Source organism: Pseudomonas sp. FFPRI_1, from assembly GCF_055384485.1.
In genome coordinates this window covers 3,074,897-3,095,974 of record NZ_AP029168.1, presented here as the reverse complement: position 1 = coordinate 3,095,974, position 21,078 = coordinate 3,074,897, and the positions used below count along the sequence as shown (strand labels likewise).

The window sequence follows — 21,078 nt, the reverse complement described above, 5'->3', positions numbered from 1 at the left end:
CCACTGCGGCAAGAGTCGAGACCTGACTGGCCTGCGTCTGCTCCAGAGTCCCTGCCTTTCGCCTGGCTACCAGCGCTCAAGCTTGAGCCTGTGGGGCTGGCTGTCTACCGTATCGTCCTGCTTGCGGGTGACCAGGGGCGCGCCCTCGGCATCGTAGAACTGCACCAGCAGCTCGGCGCTGTCGGGGTGCAGTTCGATCCGCGCAAAATTGTCCGCCTGGGTGAAGGCCCAGGTGCGGTAGTCCATCACGCCCGGGGCATTCTGCAGGGGAAAGCTGTCGGGGGTCTGCGCCGAGCGGGAGTTGTGCACGTAGCCGGCCGGATCGCCGTCGGCAAAGGAGAAGGGCCAGTAGAAGGCCGATGAGGTCACGGCGTAGGACGTGATCCCCTGGACTCCGTTGCTGAACTCCAGCTGGGAAATGTTCGAACAATGAATATCCCCGGACAGGAACACCACGTTCTGCACCTTGTTCAAGGCAATGGTTTCCAGCACCGCGCTGCGGGTGGTGGGAAATGCCGACCAGGAGTCGCTGTCATTCTTGCGTCGGTCGTAGCGTTCGCCCTTGCCCGCCGTATCCACGCCATTGGGCACGAACACGCTGGAGCTGACGATGAACTTGGGAATGTTGCCGCGATCGTTCTGCATGTGCAGCAGCCAGGCACAGAGCCGGTCGAGCTGGCCCGGTTCGGACGGGTGTAACGATGGCCGGCCCAGCAGATGGTTGTCGGCCAAGGCCCCGGGCACATCGTCGAGAAAGCGCTGGGTCCGGGTGTCGAGGACGAAGAATGGGTAGTTGGCACAGGAAAAATCATAGAACAGCTGGTTGACGGCCTGATGTTTCAGGTAGACATCGTTGCCGGTCATCTCGCGCCCCTGGACATAGCTGTCTTCGAAGCGCGGGCCGTGGCTCCACTGATAACTCATGTAGGCCCCCATGGCCCAGTTGAACAGCGTGCGCTTGCTGCTCTTGCCGATGCGGTCCTGGGTCCAGTTATCCTCGATTTCATGGTCGTCGAGGATCATGTAGGTGGGCTTGCGCGCCAACAGCCGGCTGATGTTCGGTGAGCCGAAAGCCGTGTGATAGCGCTCCTCGAACTCCTTGTAGCTGTCTGCCCGGCCGATGGGCACATAGCGGTTGAATTCGTCGGCGTAGATCTGGTCGCCGACCATCAGCACAAACTGCACATCGTCCTGGGCCGTCAGCATCGGCCCGAAGATCGCATCCGAATCCTTGCGTTGCCACGGCAGCCCCGGATAACGGCAGGACCCCAGGAGAAAGTTCAGGGGCTGGGGCTTGCCCGTTTCAGGTGCGCTGGCGTGGGTGGTGAACTCGGCCTCGACGTACACCTTGTCCGGGCCGCTGCGATTCAGGTCGCTGGCCCAGGCCGAGGCCGCCGGCAAGCGTTGCACCACCGACTCGCTGGGCACCTCGTCATCGATGGAGCCAGAATCGTCGACGTTCAGCGATGCCATGCGCACCCGGTACTGGGTGGCGGGGGTCAGGACAAAGGGCTTGAGTTGCTTGCGCTCGGTCTCGTTGCGCCACAGGTTGAGGTCCACCCCCAGGTTGAAAGTGCCGGTGCGGTGGTATTCGCGACGCAGGCGAAAGTAGAAGATGTTCTCGCCGGCGACCCGACCGTTGCTGCCCACCACGCCGATCACCCCGATGGTGCGGATGTCCTCGGCCACGCCCTTCTCGTCCAGGGCATCCGATGCGGCGATCCATAAGCGGCAGGAGGTATCAGTGGTATGGCCGACGATCGGGCCTAGCGACGGGGTGCGTAGGGTGCTCATGGGGACCGCTCCTTGCGTGATGGTGCTTGCAGATTAGCCCGGGCGCGGCAGCTCACAAGGACGCTCGCCGGATGCTGACAGCCGGTCGCTGAAGGCCAGGATCAGCGCCAGGGCAATCAACAGCGCGGCCAGGCCATAGGTCCCGCGCATGGCGGCGCCGACCGCCTCGGGCGGGGCCCGGGTTATGCCACTGGCGCTGCTGATCCAGGCGAACAGCGCGCCCATGGCGGCGGTGCCGCTGATCAGGCCGAGGTTGCGCGACAGGCTCAGCAGCCCGGCGCTCAATCCGCGTTGTTGCGGTGCCACATCGAGCATCACCAGGCTGTTGTTGGCCGCCTGGAACAACGCGTAGCCCGCCGTCACCAGGGCCAGCGGCGCGAGGTAGCCTGCCAGGCCCAGGCTGGCGGGCAGCAACGCCAGGGCCAGCAGGCCGAGCAGCATGCCCAGCAGGCCGCCGCGGGACATGCGCCGCGCGCCCAAGCGGTCCACCAGGCGCCCCGCCGGCCAGCCGCCGAGGGTCGCCACCAACGGCCCGACCGACAGGCACAAACCCACCGTTTGAAGGTCGAGCCCCAGGCTGCGGGACAGGTAGAACGGCCCCACCACCAGGGTCGACATGATCACCGTGGACACCAGCAGGGTCATCGCCAGGCAGGCGCCTAACTGGCGCTGACGCAGCAAGGCCGGCTGGAACAGCGGCGCCGGCACTCGACGCTCCACCCACACCAGCAACCCGCCGGCCAGCCCGGCAAGCCCCAGCAGTCCGAGGTTCAGGGGGGCCAGCAGGCCCTGCCCCAGGGTCAAGGCCAGGGCGTAGGCCCCCAGGCCCAGGGCCAGAAGCAAGGTGCCGGGGTAGTCGAAGGCCAGGCGCCCAGAACCCACGCGCCGGGCATCGGCCGGCAGGCTGCGCCAGGCCAGCACCAGGGCCAGGAGCCCCAGGGGCAGGTTGACCAGGAAGATCGAGCGCCAGCCCAGGCTGCTTATCAACCAGCCCCCCAGGGACGGCCCGAAGCTGGTGCCCAGCGCCGACAAGGTGCCCAGCAGGCCCATGGCACTGCCGGTGCGGGCCTTGGGTACGCTGTCCGCCACCAGGGCGATGCTCAGCGCCAACATCAGCGCCGCGCCCACGCCTTGCAGGGCCCGGGCCGCCAGCAGCCACCCCAGGCTCGGGGCCAGGCCGCAGCCCAGGGACGCCACGCTGAACCAGGCGATGCCGGCCAGCAGCAGGCGCCGCCGCCCCAATAAATCCCCCAGGCGGCCGACGCTGGCGATCAGCGTGGTCACCGCCAGCAGATAGGCCAGGACGATCCACTGCACCTGCTGGAAGCTCGCCTTCAGGGCCTCGGACAGCACCGGCAATCCGGCGTTGGCAATGCTGGTGTCCAGGGACGGCATCAGCATCGCCAGGGACAGGCTGGCCAGGGCCCAGCGGGCGCGGCCAGGCAGCGGTTCGACAGCGGCCGGGGCCGGGGTACTTGAGGTCATGGGCAAGGCTCCATACAGGAATGGGCGCCAGCCTAGCCAGGCGCCAGACCTGGCGAAAGACGCACGCCTTACAGTTAATCAGTGCAAACAACGCCTTCTCAGCCGTCGCCGTGCTAGATTTCGCCCATGACCAGTCCCGACCTGAACCTGTTGCTGACCCTCGATGTGCTGCTGAGCGAAGGCAGCGTGGCGCGGGCCGCCGAGCGCCTGCAACTGAGCCCCTCGGCCATGAGCCGGGCGTTGGCGCGGCTGCGGCAAGTCACCGGCGACCCGCTGCTGGTGCGGGCCGGGCGCGGCCTGGTGCCCACGCCCCGAGCCCTGGAGCTGCGCCAGCGCGTCGGCACTGTGCTGGAGAACGCCCAGGCGCTGCTGCGTCCGGCCGAGCAAATCGACCTCAAACACCTGGTGCGCACCTTCACCCTGCGCAGCCGCGACGGCTTCGTCGAGAACTTCGGCCCGGCGCTGATCAGACGCCTGCGCACCGAGGCGCCCCAGGTCCGCGTGCATTTCGTCAACAAGCTCAACCGCGACAGCGCGCCCTTGCGCGAGGCCAGCGTCGACCTGGAAACCGCAGTGGTCGATGAACACACCAGCCCCGAACTGCGCACCCGGGCGTTGTACCGCGACCGCATGATTGGCGTGGTGCGCGCCGGGCACCCGCTGAGCCGGGGCAAAATCACCGCGACACGCTATGCGGCAGGCCAGCACATCCTGATCTCGCGCCAGGGCCAGGGCCCTGGACGCATCGACGAAGCCTTGAGCGCCCTGGGGCTGGAACGGCAAATCGTCGCCCAGGTCGGCGGCTTCTCGGCGGCCCTGGCCCTGGCCCGGGGTTCGGACCTGATCGCCACGCTGCCCGAGCGCCACACCGCCAGCCTGCGAGACGGCCTGCACAGTTTCAGCCTGCCCCTGGCGCCCCTGGAAATGACCATATCCATGCTCTGGCACCCGCGCATGGAGGCCGATCCGGCCCATCGCTGGCTGCGCGGCTGCGTGTATGAGCTGTGTGCCGATCAAGGCCAAAACCGTTGAACCCGACCCCGCCACCGTTGATGCCGGCACACGCTTTCTGCCACAGGACGGCCCCCAGCCCCAATGCCGATCCGTTAAACGCAACGGCAAACAAAAAATGCCGGGTGGCGAGGGAGCCTGCTCCCGCTGAGGTGGCGCAGCCACCGCCAATGGCCGGCCCCGAGCTGGCCAGGAGGTCCGCACTCGGCTTGACCACCGCACGACTGAACGGGAGCACGCTCCCCCGCCACCTATAGCCTGGTGGCGCCTTGACTGATCGGCAGCAGCCTTCAGACCTCAACCCCGCAGCAACACCTATCGAGCCCTGCCCCATGCCCACCCGCCCAACGCTGATTCCCGCCCTGACCCGTGATCACCTGCCCGCCGCTGTCGCAGTGCTCTGGGGCATGCTCCTGGCCGCCGGGCGAGCCTGGGAGCCCAGTGATTATTTCTGGAGCAACTTCGCCTGGTACTGGTTGCCCCAGGCCCTGATTCTCGGCCTGTTGCTGCTGACCCGGCCAAGCCTGGCGCTGTTCACCGGGGTCGCCCTGGCCCTGTCGGCGCACCTGCAGCTCATGTGCCTGTGGATCAACGCACCAGAGGATGTGATGGGCTGGCTGTTCTACCTGTTCGACTTTCCGGGGGCACTGATCGGCACCCTGATCGCCCGCTACCGGGCGCGGCGCATCGCTCCCGAGCAGTGGCTCAAGGGGGGCCTTTCAGGCTTTGCCTGGGTGGCCATCGGCCTGGCAAGCAACTTCCTGCTGGTGCTGAGCACTCAGCACTGACCCGGCAAAGGCACGCAAGCAGGGTTCAACCTCAGTACGGGCATACTGCCCAACCCAGGGCCCACCACCAGGCGCCGCCGCGGCTCAGTGAAGACTCGGCAGACCTGGTGCTGCATCTGCGGGGAAATGCATAGGCCGCCCTCCGCACGGAGGGCGGGCCGGTTGGCCTCAGCTGTGGCCCTGGCTCAGGTTCGACAAGCGCCCGGACAGGGCCTGCATCGCCTCGCTGACCTTGTCCAGGGCCTGGGCGTCCCGGGCGTTGTCTTCGCTGATGCCGTGGATACGCACCGCCAGTTCGTTGATTTCCTGGGTCACGTGGCTCTGCTGCTGCGCCGCCACGGCGATCTGCTGCGCGCGCTGGGAGATGTCGTCGAAGCTGGTCACCGTGCTCGACAGTGCATCCGAGGCGCCGGAGGCTTCGCCTACGGCCTGGCGGGTACGCGCCTCGCCGGCCTGGATCGCCTGCACCGCCTGGCGTGAAGCCTGCTGCAGGTCGTTGATCATGCCACTGATCTCGTTGGCCGAAGTCTGGGTACGTCCGGCCAGGGTCCGCACCTCGTCCGCCACCACCGCAAAACCGCGGCCCTGCTCACCGGCCCGGGCCGCTTCGATGGCCGCGTTCAGCGCCAGCAGGTTGGTCTGCTCGGAGATTGCCTTGATCACGTCGAGCACCGCGCCGACCTGTTGGCTGTCCTGTTCCAGGCGCTGGATCACCGCCATGGCCTCGGCCATTTCCGCAGACAGTTGCTGGATCGACTGGCTGTTGGCATTGACCTTCTGCTGGCCGTCCTGCACCACCACCAGCGACTGGCGGGCGGTGTCGGCGCAGTTGTTGGTGTTCTGCGCCACTTCCAGGGCACTGGAGGACATCTCGGTAATGGCCGTGGCCAACTGGGTGTTTTCCTGACGCTGCTGCTCGGCGCGCTGGGCCAGGGTGCTGCTCAGCTCCCCCAGGCGCCCGGCTTCACCGTGCAACTGCCGGGCTTCGCTGGCGATCTTCTGCAGCATCTGCCGCAACTGCCCGGCGTAGCGGTTGACCGCACCGCGCAAGGCGCCGATCTCGTCGGCCCGAGCCACGTGCAACTCGGTGTTGTCGGTAGCCTGGCCACGGCCCAGGGCATCGATCTGCTGGGTGGTTTCTTCCAGTTGGGCGATCAGCTTGTGCCCGCCGAGCCAGGCGAAGAACAGCAGCAAGGCCAGCAACGGCAAGAGGAACAGCAGAATCTCGGTGGTCATGGCCCGGGCCAGGCCGGTGACCTTCTGCTCCGGGGTCACCAGGCCGATGGTCCAGCCGCTGCCCGGCATGCTGAACAGGCTGACCCGCACCGCCTCCTGCAAGCGGCCGTCTTCTGCCAGGTCGACGCTGCGCACCTGGCCAGGCGCTGCCGCCTTGGCCAGCGCCTCGGCCACCGGGCGCAACCAGGGCTGCTGCTGGCTCAAGGTATCGAAGCTGAGCATCTGCCCTGCACCACCGGCCTGGGCATCGGGGAAGTACAGAACGTTGCCGGCCTGGTCCAGGGCGAAGGCATACCCGCCGGTGACCGAGCCCTGCTCCTTGAGGAAGCGCGCCAGGTCATCCAGGCGCAGGTCGATGGTGGCGACCCCGGCAAAGCTGCCGTCCTGGCGATAGGGCACGCTGCAGGTGGTCATCGGCACCTGGGTCACCGGGTCCTGGTAGGCCTCGGACCACAGGCAACGCCCGGCCGCACTGCTGCGCGCACCGGTGTACCAGGCTTCATGGTGATAACCGGCGCTGCCGGCGGCGTTGTAGTCATCGGAAAACGCCAGGGGCCCGGCATCGCTGCGGGCCCAGAAGAAACTGCGGCGCTCGACGCCGGGGGCGAACGCATTGGGCTCCGGCCAGATCCCGCCGCCGGCAATCGCCTTGTCACCTTCATGGTCGATGACCTTGGGCAAAGTGGCCATGAACAGCGCCGGCTCCTTGGGCAAGCCTTCCACCAGGTGGGCCATGCTCGCGGTCACGCCTTCGATGCCCGCCAGCTGCAGTGCCAGCTGACGGACGATGGCGCTGCCGGTCTGTTCGATCAATGCCGAGCTCGCCTCCACGACTCTGGGTTGTCCCCGCAGGGTCATCACGGCAAATACCGCCAGCGCCGTGAACAGCAACAGCAGCACGCTGCCGAGGGTCAAACGATGAGACAGACGAACCGGTAGCAAAGCCATGACGAACTCCGTATCAATGGGCATTCAGGAGTTATCGACCACGGCTGCGGTTCACTTGAGAAAAGAGTGACGCCGCTCACATCCCCAAGGGACCTGAGCGGCGTCCAGGGGCGACCGTCACCCCTGCCCATCGCGTTCGCGCTGGCGCAGCGCGGTGACCGTCTCGCCGCCCACGCCCCAGTTGTCGGTGGGGATCTCCTCGATCACCACGAAAGTCGAGGCTGGAGGCTTGTTCAGCACCCGTTGCAGCAACTCGGTGACCCCTTCGATCAGGGCCCGCTTGTGTTCGGCGGTGACCCCTTCCCGGGTCACCTGGATCTTCACGTAGGGCATGTCCTGCTCCTGTTCACACTGACCAAACACCGCTGGCGGAACCGCCGTCCACCGCCAGCACCGTCCCGGTGACAAACGTCGAGTCGGTCAGGTACAGCACCGCCTCCACCACATCCTGCGCCGTACCGATGCGACCGGTCGGGGCCAGGGTCTTGAGCCCCTCCCGGGTCTGTTCGTCAGCCTGGTGCAAAGGCGTATCGATGATCCCCGGAGCCACCCCGTTGACCATCACCTGGGCGCTCGCCAGTTCCAGGGCCAGGGCACGCACCGCCTGGTTCAGCCCGCCCTTGACCAGCACCGGCAACAGCGCCGGCACCTGGGTATTGGGTTGCAGGGCGATCGATGCGGTGATCGCGACAATGTGCCCGGTGCCCCGGGCCGCCATGTGCCGGGCCGCTGCCTGGGCCGGATAGAAGAAGCCCTTGAGGTTGGTGCTGACAATCGCCTCAAAATCTTCCTCGGTGTAATCGCCCACCGGCTTGGGAATGAAGATCCCGGCGTTGCTGATCAGGATGTCGACCTGGCCGAAACTCGCCAGGGCCTCATCGAACAGGCGCTGGCTGGTTTGCGGCAGGCCGATGTCGCCGGCCACCAGCCGCAGGTTCGACGGATGGCCCAGGCGCGCCGCGGCTTGCTCCAGGCGTGCCAGGCTGCGCCCGTTGCCTACCACGTTGTCGCCCCGCTTGAGATAGGCCTCGGCGATGGCAAAACCCAGGCCGCTGGAGGCACCGGTGACGATGACGGTACGAGGGGTATTCATGCACTTGCTCCTGTTGATCGAGCCGCTGGCCCGTGATGGAGCGTCACTTTAAATAGCAATCAATGATTGAAAAATAAGGCCCATGGCACTTCAATTGATACCCCATGTAATCAATGAGCCCACCATGAGCCGGCATTTCGACGACCTGCAACTGGGCAGCATCGAGCTGTTCTGCCTGGCGGCGGAAACCGCCAGTTTTACCGCCGCGGCAGCCACGGCCGGGGTCACCCCGGCGGCGGTCAGCCGGGCCATCAGCCGCCTGGAAGAACGGCTCGGCGTACGCCTGTTCGTGCGCACCACCCGCCAGGTGCGCCTGAGCGACGCCGGGCGTGCCTACTACCAGGAATGCCGCCAGGCCCTGACCCAACTGGTGGAGGCCGAGCGCCAGGTCACCGGCGGCCAGAGCGTGGCATCCGGCCTGTTGCGCATCAGCCTGCCGACGCCCTATGCCTATTTTCGCCTGATGCCCCTGCTGCCGCTGTTCCACCAGCACTACCCCCAGGTGCAGGTCGACCTGCACGTGAGCCACCGCAATATCGATTTCGCCGAGGACGGCTACGACCTGGCGATTCGCGGGCGCGAGCCGCTGGACTCCAACCTGATCGCCCGGCGCCTGGAAGATGCCGAGCTGGTGGTGGTGGCGACCCCGGGCTACCTGGAGCGGGCCGGCATCCCGGACACCCTCGACGCCCTGGCCGCTCACCAGTGCATTCAGTTCGCGCTGCCCAGCACCGGGCGCAAGGTGCCCTGGTCTTTTCAGGTGGATGGCAAGCCGCTGGAGCTGGACACCCACGGCAGCTTCTGTTGCCTGGAAGACTTCCTGGCCACGCTGATGCTGGCCAAAAGCGGGGTTGGCTTGATGCAGGTTTATCGCTTCACGGTGCAGAGCGAGCTCGACAGTGGCGAGTTGGTGGAGGTGCTGCAAGCATTCGGCGGCCGCTCACGGCCGTTTATCCTGCTCTACCCCGAGGCACGTCATGTGCCACAGCGGGTGCGAGTGTTCATCGACTTTCTGTTGCAGCAAAGCCAGGGTGTGGCGCGATCACCGCAAGCCCCGGACTGAAGATCACGATCAAGCCACAGGACGGCTGCGCCCTGCGGCTTGATGGGTCAGCGCGGCGACTTCAACCCTCGAGCACCAGCAGGAACTGGCTGTAGCGATCGATGGCGTCCTTGGACAGTTCCAACCCTTTCTCCCCCATGCGCGACATCCACTTGCCGTTGTCGCCGCGCAGGGAAATCTGCCCGCTGGCGTTGTCGATGGCGTAGGAGAACTGACAGTACTGGTCGATGCTGTCCTTGGACAGTTCCAGCCCCGTGGCGCCCATTCGCGACATGAACTTGCCGGAATCGCCCTGCAGCGCGAGCTTCTTTTCACCGCCGATCTGTATCAGCACCACTTTGAACTTGCTGTACTGATCGATGGAGCCCTTGGAGAGTTCAAGGCCGGTGGCGCCCATCCGCGACATGTAGTTGCCCGAGTCGCCGCGCAGCGAGATGACGCTACCGTTGTCGATATTGCGTTGTGGTATGACGATCATGGTTGGCACTCCTTGTTGACTGGCTGTGTTCCTTGCTCCTGCGGGAGGTACGGCAACGAACCGCCGAGCTTCCCGCAGAAAGGCCCGGCGGCCCTGGACAGCCTGCCGCAGGCGCAGTGTAGTCGAGCCACAATCGGCTCCCGGGAAGGCGCAAAGACAACAGGACCAACGGTTGCAGGGGCTCCGGCGTGCTCAGATCAAAGCGCGATTGCACAGCGCAGACAGGGCATCCGTAGCGATAAACAGCAGGCATTTTCAGGGCGCGGCAAGCGCCCAACGGCTGGCACACCAGCGGCCCGGACGCAATGCCCGGGGCCACCTGGAGGAAGGGCTGTGGCGACTGTTTCAGCTCGGTTGGTTGCCCATGTACAGGTCGAAGTTTTCGATGTAGTCGGTGAGATTTTCTTCCAGCATCAGGCGAAATTCCTCGACGAAATAGTCCACCGCCTGCTGCTTGGCCGCGGCCAGCTCTTCGACATTGCGGCAACCGCAGGCACTGACCCAGGCACTGAAGCGCGCGTTGGCGTACATCAGCGAGGCACTGGCCTTGCCCCGGCTGCTGTCGGCGATATGGGTGTTGGCCAATTCGATGATGGCGTCGGCACGGTTGAAGAAATCCTGATCCGTTTCATTGGCCACGGAGCGTTCCTCTTGCTGGCTGGAAAATAAGGCGCGGGAGTATAAGGGTTTGCGCCCGCAAGGCCGATGGTTTTCTACCACCGGCCCGCACGCAAGAGGTTCAGGCACGGCTGCCAGGCGCCACCGGCAGGGCCCGCAGGTACTGCGCCAGGAGCGCTTCGCTGGGCTGCTGTGAGCGCAGCACGCAGTTCTCTGACGCCTGCAATGCCCGCTGCAGATGCACTTCGCCCTGCTGCCGATCGCCCCGCAGAAAAGCCCGCAGGGCCTCGCAGCGCGGACGCAGCCAAGGGGCGAACCAGTCAATGTCGCGGTCCATCCCGTCGTTCCACAGGCAGCTGGCATCCTGCTGCTGGCAGGCGCGGAGAAAACCCAGCTCGATGCGTAGCAGAGTGATCAGGGTGCTCATGCCGGTCAATGACTGCCGATGGCTTTGCAGCACCGCTTCCAGCTCCGGCTCCAGTTGCAGCGCCGCCTGCCAGTCCCCCTGGTTCAGCAGTGCGCCGAGACGATAGTCGAAGGCCAGCAACGGCTGGGGCATCGGGCCCTGGGCCAACAGGGCAATATCGGCAGCCGGTAGCTGCTCGCTGGGCACCCCGGCGGCGGTCAGGGCGAGCAGGCGCATCGGGGCCAATGCATCAGCCTGGTCGTCACGGTGCCGCCACCAGGCAATCAGCAATGCCCCATCGCTGGCATGCACACTCAGGGTCGGCAGCAAATTGGCCAGTGCCATGCACAGGTTGATCACGGCAAACGCCAGGGCAACGGCCGCCACCAGGCCCTGGCCGAGCCCGGCAACCCCCAGGCAGGTCATGCCCACCAGCAGGTTGAACACAGGCCCCATTGCCACCATCCACAGCATTTGCTGGCGCAACGGACGCCGGGGATTGGCCGCGGCCATCACGAAACCACCAAGCCGGCGGCTCTTGAGCTGGGGCGACCAGCGCACCTGCCAGCCCCGACGCCGCACCTGGATCTCCAGCGCCGCGACACGCATCAGCAGCACCGGCATGGCATTGAACCTGGCCCCCAGGTAATGGCCGCCTTCGTGCACGGCCAGGGCCACCAGCACCAGGCCAGCGGAGAGGATCATCGACAGGAATGGCTGCAGGTCGGAGTGCAGGCCGAAGCGCAGGTGCAGGCCGATGATCAGCGCCGCGCCCAGCCAGCTGGCCAGGCCCAGGAGTATCTGCAGTCCACGGATCAGGGTGTTCAGAGCACCGAGCCCTTTGTTGCGGTTCATGGCGGCCGTCCTTGGAGGTGCGAGGGTAGATGCGGGCGCGCAGACTGCCAGTTTCCACCCTGCCCATTCAACCCGGCAGCGCAGATAAAACGCTCAGGCTGGCGCCGCCCTTCAGGCCTGCGCTCGGCACTGCAGCTGCAACAGCTGGTCGGCCAGGGGCCGGCAGTCGATGCGTACCGGCAGGAACGCCTCGATCACCGCGATATTGCTCTGCAGGTGCTCGGTCATGCGCAGGGTGGTGAAACTGCCGCCGCCGGCCAGGGCCATGGGCAGCAGCAATTGGTCCGCCAGGTGCTCGGCCACCGCAGCCGTGGACCCCAGCCAGTCCCGGGCCTGGTCAATGGCCAGGTCGGCGACATGCTCCGCGCGCAGACTGTTCTGGCCGAACGCGCTGAACAACTCGGTCAGGTGCTCGAAGACGAACTCCAGCAGCAGGACATTGCCCGGGCCATATTGCTCGTCCAACTGCACCGGGCTCAGGCTTTCCCAGGGCAAGTCCAGGCGGTTGCCGACCCGGCGCAGCTCGCGCTCCGCCACATGGGCCGGCAAACCGGCACTCAGGGCCCAGGCCCGGCGTTCGAGCAGGGCGCCGCGCTGCTCAAGGTGCAGGGGGCGCAGGGTCGAAGGCTGGATAAATGCCTCCAGCTCGCCACCGCCGGCCGGGACGAAGCCATGGCGCAGCAGTTGCAGTTCCACCTGCCCGCCCATGCGCCGCAGTTGCGGCAGCCAGGCCTGCTGGAGGAAGTCCACCGGCGGCGCCAGGGGGTTATGGGTGCCGCCGCTGATGTGCACGCGGCTGGGCTGCGGCGCCTGCAACAGCGCCGGCAGCAGGGTCTGCAGCACCAGGGTGCAACTGCCGGCGGTGCCGATGGCGAAGCGGTAGTCGCCGCCACGGATCGGCCCCGGTTCGAAGGTCAGGGCCTGGGAGCCCAGTTCCGCGCCCGAAGTCCGCGCACCGCAGATCTGGGCCGCCGCCAGCACCGCAGTCAGGTGCTGACGCATCAGCCCCGGACGGCTGCGCTTGGCGCGTATATTGACGATCCGCAGGGGCTTGCCGGTGAGCATCGACAAGCTCAGGGCGCTGCGCAGTACCTGGCCGCCGCCGATGGCGCCGTCCAGTTCGATAACCTCTTGTTTCATCACATTCCTCAAGCGTAGTGCCGGACGGTTTCCCGCAGGTAGGCGTCCAGCACGGCAGTGTCTTCATGGGTGCGCGCCAGCTTCGGCACCGGGCGCTCCAGCTCGGCGGCGATAAAGCGGTGCAGCGCCAGGCGCCGCGGCCCGTAGGCCGACTCATCGGCGCTGCGTTTCAGGGCCAGCAGCTCCTCCACTTCGTCCAGCAAGGGCTGATCATCGACGGTGGTCAGCAGCTCGGCGAAGGTCATCGGCGGTCGGCCGCGGCCCTGGTCGATCCAACGCACCGCCAGTAACGGCCGCAGGACGTAGAAGTACTTCTTGAACCGCACGCTGTCGCCTTGCAGGTAACCGCGAAAGTTCTTCCTGGCCATCGACAGGTAATGATTGCGCGCCGCCGGCGGGCTGTAGAACGCCTCCGCCAGCGCCCGCAAGCGCGCGGCTGCAGCCGGCTCGCTGCGATACACCAGGGGTGAATCCAGCCACTCCAGCAAGGTCGGGTTGGACTTGCGCAGCAGCCCCAGGGTCTTGCGCAATTCCCAACCGCTGATGTCCAGCTCATCGTCCAGCGGGCGCTCGATCACGTCGCGCGCGGTGTCCACCTGGATGAACCACTCGGGTTTTTCCACATAGACAAAGCGCACGTCGTAGTCACTGTCGGTGGAGGCAAAACCCCAGGCACGGCTGCCCGACTCGCAGGCATACAGCACCTTGACCTTGCGTTCGCGCTCGATGCGCGCCAATTCTTCCAGTACCCGTTCGCGCATGGCGCAACTGAGGGGGTGACGCTCTTCTTCGGTGTACATGTGCAACATCCTGTTCAATCGGTGGCACTGGCCATCAGTACCGCCAGGGTCCGGCGCCGGGGGTTCCAGATGCTCAGGCACCAGACGCCCCACCACTCCAGGCCCTCCTCAAAATACGTGCTCCAGGGCGGCATTTCCGGCCCCACGCGGACCTCGGTCACCCACTCCAGCTCCAGGTTGCTCACCCAGTCGATCACCACCGGCCCGGCCTCGGGCTCCAGCCCCAGCAGCGCCAGCCATTGGCGGAAGATCACCTCGGGGCGCTCCCCGTTCTCGGCAAACTGCGTGCCGTAAGGCGGATCGCTGAAGGCCGGGTACAACCCCATGGCGTCGCCCGCAGGCTGGATCAGGGTCAACTGGCGAATTTGCTCGGCATCCAGTTCACGAGGTTGTGCCCGCTGCACCTCCCAGCGCATCGGCTGGCCTTGGCCGACGTTGGCATAACACGGGTCTTCACTGCGTTCTTGCTGCACCTGTCGGAACAACACACTCAGTGCCTGGCGATGCAGCTCGAGGTCCACCGTCGCCTGGGGTGCTACGGCCAGCACAGCGAAGTCGAAGACGCAGAGCGCCTCTTTCATCTGCCGGCGCGAGGCCTGGCCCTGTTCATTCTCGATCGGTGTCAGCAGGGCTGATTGCATGGCCACTCTCTCCATTCTTCACAGCAGGCGCGTAAGCGAACCTGCGGGTAATTCACCGGTTTCTTCCAGGGCCTTCACCCGTTGCGCCAGGGCCTCGCGCAGCGGCTTGGGGGTCACCGGGTCGAACATGCCGTAGCGGGCATCGCACCAGCGGGCCAGGGCCTCGCGCCAATAGGCACGTTCATCCGTTGCCTGCCCCAGGCGCCACAGCAGGTATTCCAACTGCCGCCAACTGGGCTTGAGCCCGAGCATGGCCCAACGCCGCGCCTTCGGCAGCTCATGCCACTGCTGGTCCAGGCGCAACTCCAGGGCTTCGTCGAACACCGCCCAGGGCTGCTGGCGCAACAGGCCCAGGGCGCAGTCGAAGACCTTGTCCGAGGGATCGTCGAGGGCCACCAACTGCTCGCTCATGCCGCGCTCGCCCAGGGTTTGCAGGGCCTGCAGGCGCACACTCGGCGCCGGCGAGGCCAGGGCCTGGCGCACCATGGCGTCGGCCTGCGGTTCCTGCAGCTCCCTGACCAGCCCCAGCAGCCCCAGCCACTGGCGCTTGTTGCCCGGGGCCGGCTGCTGCAAGCGGGCCAACAGCACCTCCCGCGGGTCCAGCCCATGGCGCGGCGCGGCCCAGTGGGCCAGGCAGCGCAAGGCCCCCGAAGGGTCGAGCAGGGCCTGGGCCAGGTACCCGCGACAATCGGCAAGGCGCGGCAACAGCAGCCGCAAGGCCTTGACCCGCACACTGGCACCGCAGCTGTGCATTACCGCTTCCAGCAAGGGCAGCGCCTGCGCGTCGGGCAGTTCGGCGCAGGCGTCCACCGCCATCTGCCGCACGCTGACCTCCGGGTGACGCAGGGCCATGGCCAGCAGCGCCGGCCGGTCCTCGACGCCCTTGAGCAACAGCTCGAAGACAAAGCGCGCAGCCTTGCCCCGACAAACGCCAAAGGCCCCATGCACCTCGTCGCGCACCTGGGCCAGCTGCAACACCGCGGTGGCCCGCTCCAGGGTTGCGCCGTGGTCGGCCCGCTGCTTGCCGCTCAGGGCCAGCAGCGGTGCCAGGGTCTGCAACAGCAGCCCGGCGTGCTCCGGCGCCCAATACGCCTCGACCGCATCGGCCGCCTCCTGGCGTACCTGGGGCACCCAGTCGTTGAGGCGTTCCAGAAGCGCCGCCAAGGCCTCGGCCGAGGGCTGCGCGGACAAACCGCGTACCGCTGCCTGACGCACGAAACCGTTGCCGAAGCGGCTCAGCTCCAGCCAGGCACTGTGCCTGTCCAGGTTTTCCAATACCTCCCTTACCCGGCCGCTTTCATAGTCGCTCAGCTGGGAATACCAACTGAGCGGGACCGGTATCAAGGCTTCCATGTCGTCCATTGTTCTACCCCTTTACGCACACCACCTGACGCAGGGTGTGCAGCACTTCCACCAGCTCGCGCTGGGCGTGCATGACTTGGTCGATGTCCTTGTAGGCCATCGGGATTTCATCGATCACCGCTTCGTCCTTTCGGCACTCCACATGGGCGGTAGAGCGGATCTGGTCGGCCAGGGTGAAGGTGTTCTTGGCCTTGGTCCGGCTCATCACCCGGCCTGCGCCGTGGCTGCAGGAGCAGAACGCCTCCTCGTTACCCAATCCACGGACGATGAAGCTCTTGGCCCCCATCGACCCCGGAATGATCCCCAGCTCGCCCTTCTTCGCCGACACTGCCCCCTTGCGGGTCACCAGCACCTCTTCACCGAAGTGGCGCTCCTTCTGCACGTAGTTGTGGTGGCAGTTGACTGCCTCCAGCGCCACTTCAAAGGGCTTGCTGATCACCTTGCGGGTGGCCTGGATCACCAGTTGCATCATCAGCTCGCGGTTGTGCCGGGCAAAATCCTGGGCCCAGGCCACGGCTTCGACGTAATCATCGAAGTGCTGGCTGCCTTCCTCGAAGTAGGCCAGGTCACGGTCCGGCAAGTTGGCGATATGTTGACGCATATCGGCCTGGGCCAGGTGAATGAACAGGTTGCCGATGGCGTTACCTACGCCGCGGGAACCGCTGTGGAGCATGAACCAGACCCGGTTGGCTTCATCCAGGCAGACCTCGATGAAGTGGTTACCCCCTCCGAGGGTTCCCAGGTGCTGGCGGTTGTTGCTGTTGGCCAGGGCCGGGTACTTATCGGTGATGGCCTTGAACCGTGGCTGCAGGGCCGCCCAGGCCAGGTCAGTCTGCTGCGGCACATCACCCCAGGCCCCCTTATCTCGACCGCTACGGGGCGAAGTACGACCGTGAGGCACCGCCGCCTCGATGGCGCTACGCAACCCGGCCAGGTTATCCGGCAGGTCGGAGGCGGTCAGCGAGGTACGGGCGGCGATCATTCCGCAACCGATATCCACCCCGACCGCGGCCGGGATGATCGCGCCCACCGTGGGGATCACGCTACCGATGGTCGACCCCTTACCCAGGTGCACGTCGGGCATCACGGCCAGGTGCTTGAAGATGAACGGCATCTTCGCGGTGTTCATCAATTGCTGGCGCGCTTCGTTTTCCACCGGTACGCCCTGGGTCCACATCTTGATCGGCTTGCCGTTGGCGACTTCCAGCAGTTGGTAGGTTTTTTGTTCCATGTCGTTGACTCTTTTTCCTGTGGCCGGTGATTCGGCCTTGTTCAATAGGGTGTGCAGGAGCCGGGGCGCAGAAAATCATCTGGAGGGCCTCTTCGCTGGCAAGCCAGCTCCTACGGGACAGCGGTGTTCGGTACAGACGGCGACAAGTGGAGGTGGAACATGCAGCGCGCTCTGCCACTGAGCTAGCACCTTGCGGTGAACGGGACTCGAACCCGCGACCACGCTGTCCTGTAGTTCCACCGGCATTCGCCGGGTCAATCGGTGCAGGCCGGGCCTGCGGGCAGCGACAAGGGAACAGGCACATTTGCTCTACCCACTGAGCTACAGCCTTGCGGCTGGCGGGGCTCGAACCCGCGACACGATGTAGTACCTGTGGCATTCGCTGCCATCCCGCCGAAGCGGGGGAAAAACGGCGACGACAAGGAGTCGATGAAACAATGCACTCGCGTTCTGACCATTGAACCACGGCGCCGTTTTCCAGCACCGGCGGGAATCGAACCCGCATCTCGAACCTTGGATGTAGTTCCATCAGCATTCGTCGCAAAAAACAAAAAGGGTGGCACGACAAAAGAAGTGACTGATTGCCGGAATCGAACCGGCTTGACCAGGATGTACAGCCACTGGCATTCGTGCCCTCACCGGCCCTGACAAGAGTTGCTGAGACGCCTTTAGATGTAGTCACAGCGGCATTCAGGGCCAATGATCAAAAAATCGGTGGTGTGCGCCGGCTCGCCGGCGCACGGTTTATCTCCTGTTCTGCCGATCAGGGCTCCATTGCCTCGATCGCCTTGACCCAGTGCTGCGCACCGTAGTTGCCAGCGGTGAACTGCGCGATCACATCGAACACCGCGTCACTGAAGCCGCCGACGTTGAGGATGTCCTCGCGGTCCGGCGCCTGGGTCGTGGCCCCGGGTTGCATATCGATGCACACCAGCCGCGCCTGCGGGTTGATGGCGCGGATCCGCTCCCACTGGCGCAGGGTTTCCGTGGCCCCATGGCGCCGTGCATCGATCCACGACTCGTTGTCCGAGACCAGGATCAGGGTGTCCACGCGGCTCTTGGCGTTGGCCAGCTGAGCCAGGGGCGCCGAGCAGTTGGTACCGCCCCCGCCGATGTTCGCCAGCTTCTGCGCATTGCTCATCACGCTGTCCCGCGGGTTGAGGTGGATGTTCACCACTCCCCGCTCGAACGGCATGACCCGCGCCGCCGGCTGCTTGCGCAACACCGCGGCCGCCACCAGTGCAGCCACATCGATGCAACGCACCGCCGTGGTGGCGCCCTGGCGATAGCCGGTGACCGGGCTGTGCATCGAGCCCGAGACATCCGGGCAGACCACCACATTGCCTGCCAGTGCCGGCACGTTGGCCAGGGACAGCTCCAAAGCATCCTGCAGCGCCTCGCGGACCTGCTGCGGCACCTCCTCGCCCGCCATGCGGTACGCCGCCAGCAACTGGTACGGGTAGACCCGGGCCTTGGCCACCTCCCCCGCATCCGCCAGCCGCGCCGCCACGTACTCGGTGCAACCGGGCACCTGGAACGCGCCGTGGCGGGCCAGGGTGTTGAGGTTCATGCGCAGCCCCTGCCAACCCATGTTGCGGGCCTGTGCGGCCCATTGTCCGGCGCTCAGTGTCTCGTTGCCGAGCAACTGGAACGGCACCTGCGGCACCTCCTGTGTCGCCCCGCTGCGAAACGCCAGCAGTTCGCGGGTCAGTTGCGGCAGCGCCTGCACATCCACCGGCTTGCCGATCAACCAGGCAAAGAAGGCTTCGCGCCAGGCCTCACTTGGCTTGGGGTGAACCATCTTCACCACGTCCGCCAGGGACGGCTGGTTACCCACCGAGGCCTGCAACAGCTGACGCTCGGTGGCGTTGTTCAACCAGCTCTGCACCAGGCGCTTGGGCTGCGAACCCAGGGACTTGCGTCCGGTTACGCCGCTGCGCAGGATCTGCACGAAGTTGCGCAGCATCTTGCCGTTGTCCACCACCTGGGCGAACAGCTCCGGCACCAGGGACGAGCGTTGCGCCGTCAGTGCTGCCAGCAGCAGCGCCGGCATGTCCTTCATGTGGCCTTGCTGCCGAGCGTAACGGGCGGCCTGGGCGACAAAGCGGCTGTCCAGTTCGCTGACCAATTGCAGCACCGCTTCCAACTGGCCTTCAGGCGAGGTGTAGAAGGTCGAGTTCAGGCAACCGGTGACCGCCAGCTGGGCCAGGCGATGCTTGGCGTTGTAGCCATAGGCCGAGGCCTTGGAAGCGTTCAGGGTGTTGCTCGCCGGCGCTTTTGCCTGTTGGCTGTTGAACAGCTGGATGTTGGCCATCTTGGCGTCTCGCTCTGTTGTCTTGTTCGTTGCCAGATACATTGCAGCCGCTGTGCCAGGTTTTATTTTTTCACAAAAATATTTATTAACTATTTGATTTTAAAGGTTTTTATTTTTTATCGATTGTTCTTGAACAAGTTTTGAAGACAAGCACCTCGATATTTTTATATCTTTGCTTATCGCTATTTATCTTCAGGTATAAACATGTCGAGCAAGCCCACGGTGGCCATAGGTTTTGTCGGCGCCACCCTCGATCGCGTCGGCAAGGGTGCCAATCGCTGGAGCCACTGGCGGCCCAGCGTCGGCCTGTGCCAACAGCAGGATGTGCTGATCCACCGCCTGGAACTGATCCACGGCGTCGACGCCCGGGACATCAGCCTGGCCGGGCGGATTGCCGATGACATCCGCCAGGTATCGCCGGAGACCGAGGTGCGCCTGCACCCCATGGGCCTGAACAACCCCTGGGATTTCGAGGAGGTGTACGGCGCCCTGCACGACTTCACCAGCGCCTACCCGTTCGATACCGAGCGCGAGGATTACCTGGTGCACATCACCACCGGCACCCACGTGGCGCAGATCTGCTGGTTCCTCCTGACCGAGGCGCGCTACCTGCCGGCGCGGCTGATCCAGACCTCACCGGCGCGGCGCCGCGACCCGGGGGAACACGCCACCGGTACCCACGCGCTGATCGACCTCGACCTGTCGCGCTACGACCGCATCGCCTCGCGCTTTGCCCACAAGCGCCTGGAAGGCCTGGCCTTCCTCAAGTCGGGGATTGCCACTCGCAACCCGGCGTTCAACCGCTCCATCGAACAGATCGAACGCGTCGCCGTGCGCTCCAAGGCACCGATGCTGCTGATCGGCCCCACCGGGGCCGGCAAGTCGTTCCTGGCCCGGCGCATCTATGAACTCAAGCGCGGCCGGCATCAGGTGCAGGGGCGTTTTGTCGAGGTCAACTGCGCCACCCTGCGGGGCGACGGCGCCATGTCGGCGCTGTTCGGGCATATCAAGGGCGCCTTCACCGGTGCGCAGAATGCCCGGGACGGCCTGTTGCGGGCGGCGGACGGCGGCATGCTGTTCCTCGACGAGATCGGCGAACTGGGGCTGGACGAACAGGCGATGCTGCTCAAGGCCATCGAAGAAAAGCGCTTCTTCCCCATGGGCTCGGACAAGGAGGTCGAGAGCGACTTCCTGATCATCGCCGGCACCCACCGCGACCTGCGCGGGCGAGTTGCCCAGGGCTTGTTCCGCGAAGACCTGTTTGCCCGGATCAACCTCTGGACCTTCGACCTGCCGGGGCTTGCAGGACGCCGCGAAGACATCGAGCCGAACATCGATTTCGAGCTGGAGCGCCATGCCCGCGAGCAAGGGCAACTGGTGCGCTTCAACCTGGAAGCCCGTCGCCGCTACCTGGCCTTCGCCAGCTCCAGCGAGGCGGCGTGGCTGGGCAACTTCCGCGAGCTGTCGGCGTCCATCACCCGCATGGCCACCCTGGCCGACAGCGGGCGCATCGACCAGGCCCAGGCCGAGGAAGAGATCCAGCGCCTGCGCCATGCCTGGGGCCTGGAGAACGAAGAGGACGAACTGCAGGCACTGCTGGGCGACGAGGTGGAACTGGACCTGTTCGACCGCCTGCAACTCAAGGCGGTGCTTGCCGAATGCCGCCGCGCCGACAGCCTGTCGCAGGCCGGTCGACGGTTGTTCGGGGTGTCGCGCCTGGGCAAGTCCAACCCCAACGACGCCGACCGGCTGCGCAAATACCTGGCGCGCTTCGGGCTGGACTGGAAGCAGCTCCATCCCTCGTGAGCGCGGGCT

At 65.7% G+C, this 21,078-nt stretch carries 17 protein-coding genes and 2 pseudogenes; 4 read left to right on the top strand and 15 right to left on the bottom strand.

Annotated elements, in window-relative coordinates; all coding sequences use genetic code 11:
- Positions 1 to 66 precede the first annotated feature (66 nt).
- Positions 67 to 1,794 carry an alkaline phosphatase D family protein gene (locus tag ACZ5BO_RS13795; RefSeq protein WP_464700424.1) on the bottom strand — a complete coding sequence of 576 codons (1,728 nt, stop codon included), beginning with the start codon at positions 1,792 to 1,794 and terminating at the stop codon, positions 67 to 69.
- Between the two features lie 33 nt (positions 1,795 to 1,827).
- Positions 1,828 to 3,279 carry an MFS transporter gene (locus tag ACZ5BO_RS13790; RefSeq protein ID WP_464700422.1) on the bottom strand — a complete coding sequence of 484 codons (1,452 nt, stop codon included), beginning with the start codon at positions 3,277 to 3,279 and terminating at the stop codon, positions 1,828 to 1,830.
- A gap of 126 nt (positions 3,280 to 3,405) precedes the next feature.
- On the opposite strand from ACZ5BO_RS13790, the gene ACZ5BO_RS13785 reads away from it, so the two are divergent.
- Together ACZ5BO_RS13785 and ACZ5BO_RS13780 are read left to right on the top strand one after the other, a co-directional pair.
- A complete protein-coding gene (locus ACZ5BO_RS13785; protein WP_464700420.1) occupies positions 3,406 to 4,311 on the top strand; it encodes a LysR family transcriptional regulator in 906 nt (301 codons plus the stop codon).
- A gap of 311 nt (positions 4,312 to 4,622) precedes the next feature.
- Positions 4,623 to 5,078, top strand: coding sequence for a hypothetical protein (locus ACZ5BO_RS13780; RefSeq protein WP_025130736.1), 456 nt, complete (start codon positions 4,623 to 4,625; stop codon positions 5,076 to 5,078).
- 168 nt (positions 5,079 to 5,246) lie between these two features.
- Here the strand turns inward: ACZ5BO_RS13780 and ACZ5BO_RS13775 are convergent.
- From ACZ5BO_RS13775 to ACZ5BO_RS13760, 4 genes and pseudogenes are all read right to left on the bottom strand, one after another.
- A pseudogene (locus tag ACZ5BO_RS13775) lies at positions 5,247 to 5,786 on the bottom strand (methyl-accepting chemotaxis protein); the annotation flags it as partial.
- A gap of 582 nt (positions 5,787 to 6,368) precedes the next feature.
- Positions 6,369 to 7,004: pseudogene (locus tag ACZ5BO_RS13770) on the bottom strand (cache domain-containing protein); the annotation flags it as partial.
- Positions 7,005 to 7,379: 375 nt separating this feature from the next.
- On the bottom strand, positions 7,380 to 7,595 hold the full coding sequence (locus ACZ5BO_RS13765; protein ID WP_464700418.1) for a tautomerase family protein: 216 nt from the start codon (positions 7,593 to 7,595) through the stop codon (positions 7,380 to 7,382).
- 13 nt (positions 7,596 to 7,608) lie between these two features.
- A complete protein-coding gene (locus ACZ5BO_RS13760) occupies positions 7,609 to 8,355 on the bottom strand; it encodes an SDR family NAD(P)-dependent oxidoreductase (protein WP_025130733.1) in 747 nt (248 codons plus the stop codon).
- Between the two features lie 124 nt (positions 8,356 to 8,479).
- Here ACZ5BO_RS13760 and ACZ5BO_RS13755 point away from each other — a divergent pair, with 124 nt between their 5' ends.
- Positions 8,480 to 9,418, top strand: coding sequence for a LysR family transcriptional regulator (locus ACZ5BO_RS13755; protein ID WP_464700416.1), 939 nt, complete (start codon positions 8,480 to 8,482; stop codon positions 9,416 to 9,418).
- A 61-nt stretch (positions 9,419 to 9,479) separates the two neighbouring features.
- On the opposite strand, the gene ACZ5BO_RS13750 is transcribed toward ACZ5BO_RS13755, so the two are convergent.
- The 9 genes from ACZ5BO_RS13750 to ACZ5BO_RS13710 form a co-directional block, all read right to left on the bottom strand.
- The gene (locus ACZ5BO_RS13750) at positions 9,480 to 9,896 is read right to left on the bottom strand and encodes a fascin domain-containing protein (protein WP_464700414.1); all 417 of its coding nucleotides are present in this window, start codon (positions 9,894 to 9,896) and stop codon (positions 9,480 to 9,482) included.
- Positions 9,897 to 10,241: 345 nt separating this feature from the next.
- The gene (locus ACZ5BO_RS13745) at positions 10,242 to 10,535 is read right to left on the bottom strand and encodes a DUF3144 domain-containing protein (protein ID WP_025130730.1); all 294 of its coding nucleotides are present in this window, start codon (positions 10,533 to 10,535) and stop codon (positions 10,242 to 10,244) included.
- 100 nt (positions 10,536 to 10,635) lie between these two features.
- Positions 10,636 to 11,775 carry a M50 family metallopeptidase gene (locus tag ACZ5BO_RS13740; protein WP_464700411.1) on the bottom strand — a complete coding sequence of 380 codons (1,140 nt, stop codon included), beginning with the start codon at positions 11,773 to 11,775 and terminating at the stop codon, positions 10,636 to 10,638.
- 111 nt (positions 11,776 to 11,886) lie between these two features.
- Positions 11,887 to 12,915 (bottom strand): RNA 3'-terminal phosphate cyclase, encoded by a 1,029-nt coding sequence (gene rtcA, locus ACZ5BO_RS13735; RefSeq protein WP_464700409.1) that lies wholly within the window; start codon positions 12,913 to 12,915, stop codon positions 11,887 to 11,889.
- An 8-nt stretch (positions 12,916 to 12,923) separates the two neighbouring features.
- Positions 12,924 to 13,715: a nucleotidyltransferase domain-containing protein gene (locus tag ACZ5BO_RS13730; RefSeq protein ID WP_464700407.1), complete on the bottom strand. Its 792-nt coding sequence runs from the start codon at positions 13,713 to 13,715 to the stop codon at positions 12,924 to 12,926.
- A 14-nt stretch (positions 13,716 to 13,729) separates the two neighbouring features.
- Positions 13,730 to 14,356, bottom strand: coding sequence for a hypothetical protein (locus ACZ5BO_RS13725; protein WP_464700405.1), 627 nt, complete (start codon positions 14,354 to 14,356; stop codon positions 13,730 to 13,732).
- Between the two features lie 18 nt (positions 14,357 to 14,374).
- Positions 14,375 to 15,718, bottom strand: a complete 1,344-nt coding sequence (locus ACZ5BO_RS13720) for a HEAT repeat domain-containing protein (protein WP_464700403.1) — start codon at positions 15,716 to 15,718, stop codon at positions 14,375 to 14,377.
- A gap of 4 nt (positions 15,719 to 15,722) precedes the next feature.
- Positions 15,723 to 16,949, bottom strand: coding sequence for an RtcB family protein (locus tag ACZ5BO_RS13715; protein WP_464700401.1), 1,227 nt, complete (start codon positions 16,947 to 16,949; stop codon positions 15,723 to 15,725).
- Positions 16,950 to 17,712: 763 nt separating this feature from the next.
- Positions 17,713 to 19,263: a TROVE domain-containing protein gene (locus ACZ5BO_RS13710; protein ID WP_025130723.1), complete on the bottom strand. Its 1,551-nt coding sequence runs from the start codon at positions 19,261 to 19,263 to the stop codon at positions 17,713 to 17,715.
- Positions 19,264 to 19,467: 204 nt separating this feature from the next.
- Here ACZ5BO_RS13710 and rtcR point away from each other — a divergent pair, with 204 nt between their 5' ends.
- Positions 19,468 to 21,069, top strand: coding sequence for an RNA repair transcriptional activator RtcR (gene rtcR / locus ACZ5BO_RS13705; RefSeq protein WP_464700399.1), 1,602 nt, complete (start codon positions 19,468 to 19,470; stop codon positions 21,067 to 21,069).
- Positions 21,070 to 21,078 lie beyond the last annotated feature (9 nt).

Excerpts from the sequence above, each read along its gene's own strand:
- ACZ5BO_RS13795 (WP_464700424.1), bottom strand. The coding sequence starts at position 1,794 with ATGAGCACCCTACGCACCCCGTCGCTAGGCCCGATCGTCGGCCATACC.
- ACZ5BO_RS13790 (WP_464700422.1), bottom strand. The coding sequence starts at position 3,279 with ATGACCTCAAGTACCCCGGCCCCGGCCGCTGTCGAACCGCTGCCTGGC.
- ACZ5BO_RS13785 (WP_464700420.1), top strand. The coding sequence starts at position 3,406 with ATGACCAGTCCCGACCTGAACCTGTTGCTGACCCTCGATGTGCTGCTG.
- ACZ5BO_RS13780 (WP_025130736.1), top strand. The coding sequence starts at position 4,623 with ATGCCCACCCGCCCAACGCTGATTCCCGCCCTGACCCGTGATCACCTG.
- ACZ5BO_RS13765 (WP_464700418.1), bottom strand. The coding sequence starts at position 7,595 with ATGCCCTACGTGAAGATCCAGGTGACCCGGGAAGGGGTCACCGCCGAA.
- ACZ5BO_RS13760 (WP_025130733.1), bottom strand. The coding sequence starts at position 8,355 with ATGAATACCCCTCGTACCGTCATCGTCACCGGTGCCTCCAGCGGCCTG.
- ACZ5BO_RS13755 (WP_464700416.1), top strand. The coding sequence starts at position 8,480 with ATGAGCCGGCATTTCGACGACCTGCAACTGGGCAGCATCGAGCTGTTC.
- ACZ5BO_RS13750 (WP_464700414.1), bottom strand. The coding sequence starts at position 9,896 with ATGATCGTCATACCACAACGCAATATCGACAACGGTAGCGTCATCTCG.
- ACZ5BO_RS13740 (WP_464700411.1), bottom strand. The coding sequence starts at position 11,775 with ATGAACCGCAACAAAGGGCTCGGTGCTCTGAACACCCTGATCCGTGGA.
- rtcA (WP_464700409.1), bottom strand. The coding sequence starts at position 12,915 with ATGAAACAAGAGGTTATCGAACTGGACGGCGCCATCGGCGGCGGCCAG.
- ACZ5BO_RS13730 (WP_464700407.1), bottom strand. The coding sequence starts at position 13,715 with ATGTACACCGAAGAAGAGCGTCACCCCCTCAGTTGCGCCATGCGCGAA.
- ACZ5BO_RS13725 (WP_464700405.1), bottom strand. The coding sequence starts at position 14,356 with ATGCAATCAGCCCTGCTGACACCGATCGAGAATGAACAGGGCCAGGCC.
- ACZ5BO_RS13720 (WP_464700403.1), bottom strand. The coding sequence starts at position 15,718 with ATGGACGACATGGAAGCCTTGATACCGGTCCCGCTCAGTTGGTATTCC.
- ACZ5BO_RS13715 (WP_464700401.1), bottom strand. The coding sequence starts at position 16,949 with ATGGAACAAAAAACCTACCAACTGCTGGAAGTCGCCAACGGCAAGCCG.
- ACZ5BO_RS13710 (WP_025130723.1), bottom strand. The coding sequence starts at position 19,263 with ATGGCCAACATCCAGCTGTTCAACAGCCAACAGGCAAAAGCGCCGGCG.
- rtcR (WP_464700399.1), top strand. The coding sequence starts at position 19,468 with ATGTCGAGCAAGCCCACGGTGGCCATAGGTTTTGTCGGCGCCACCCTC.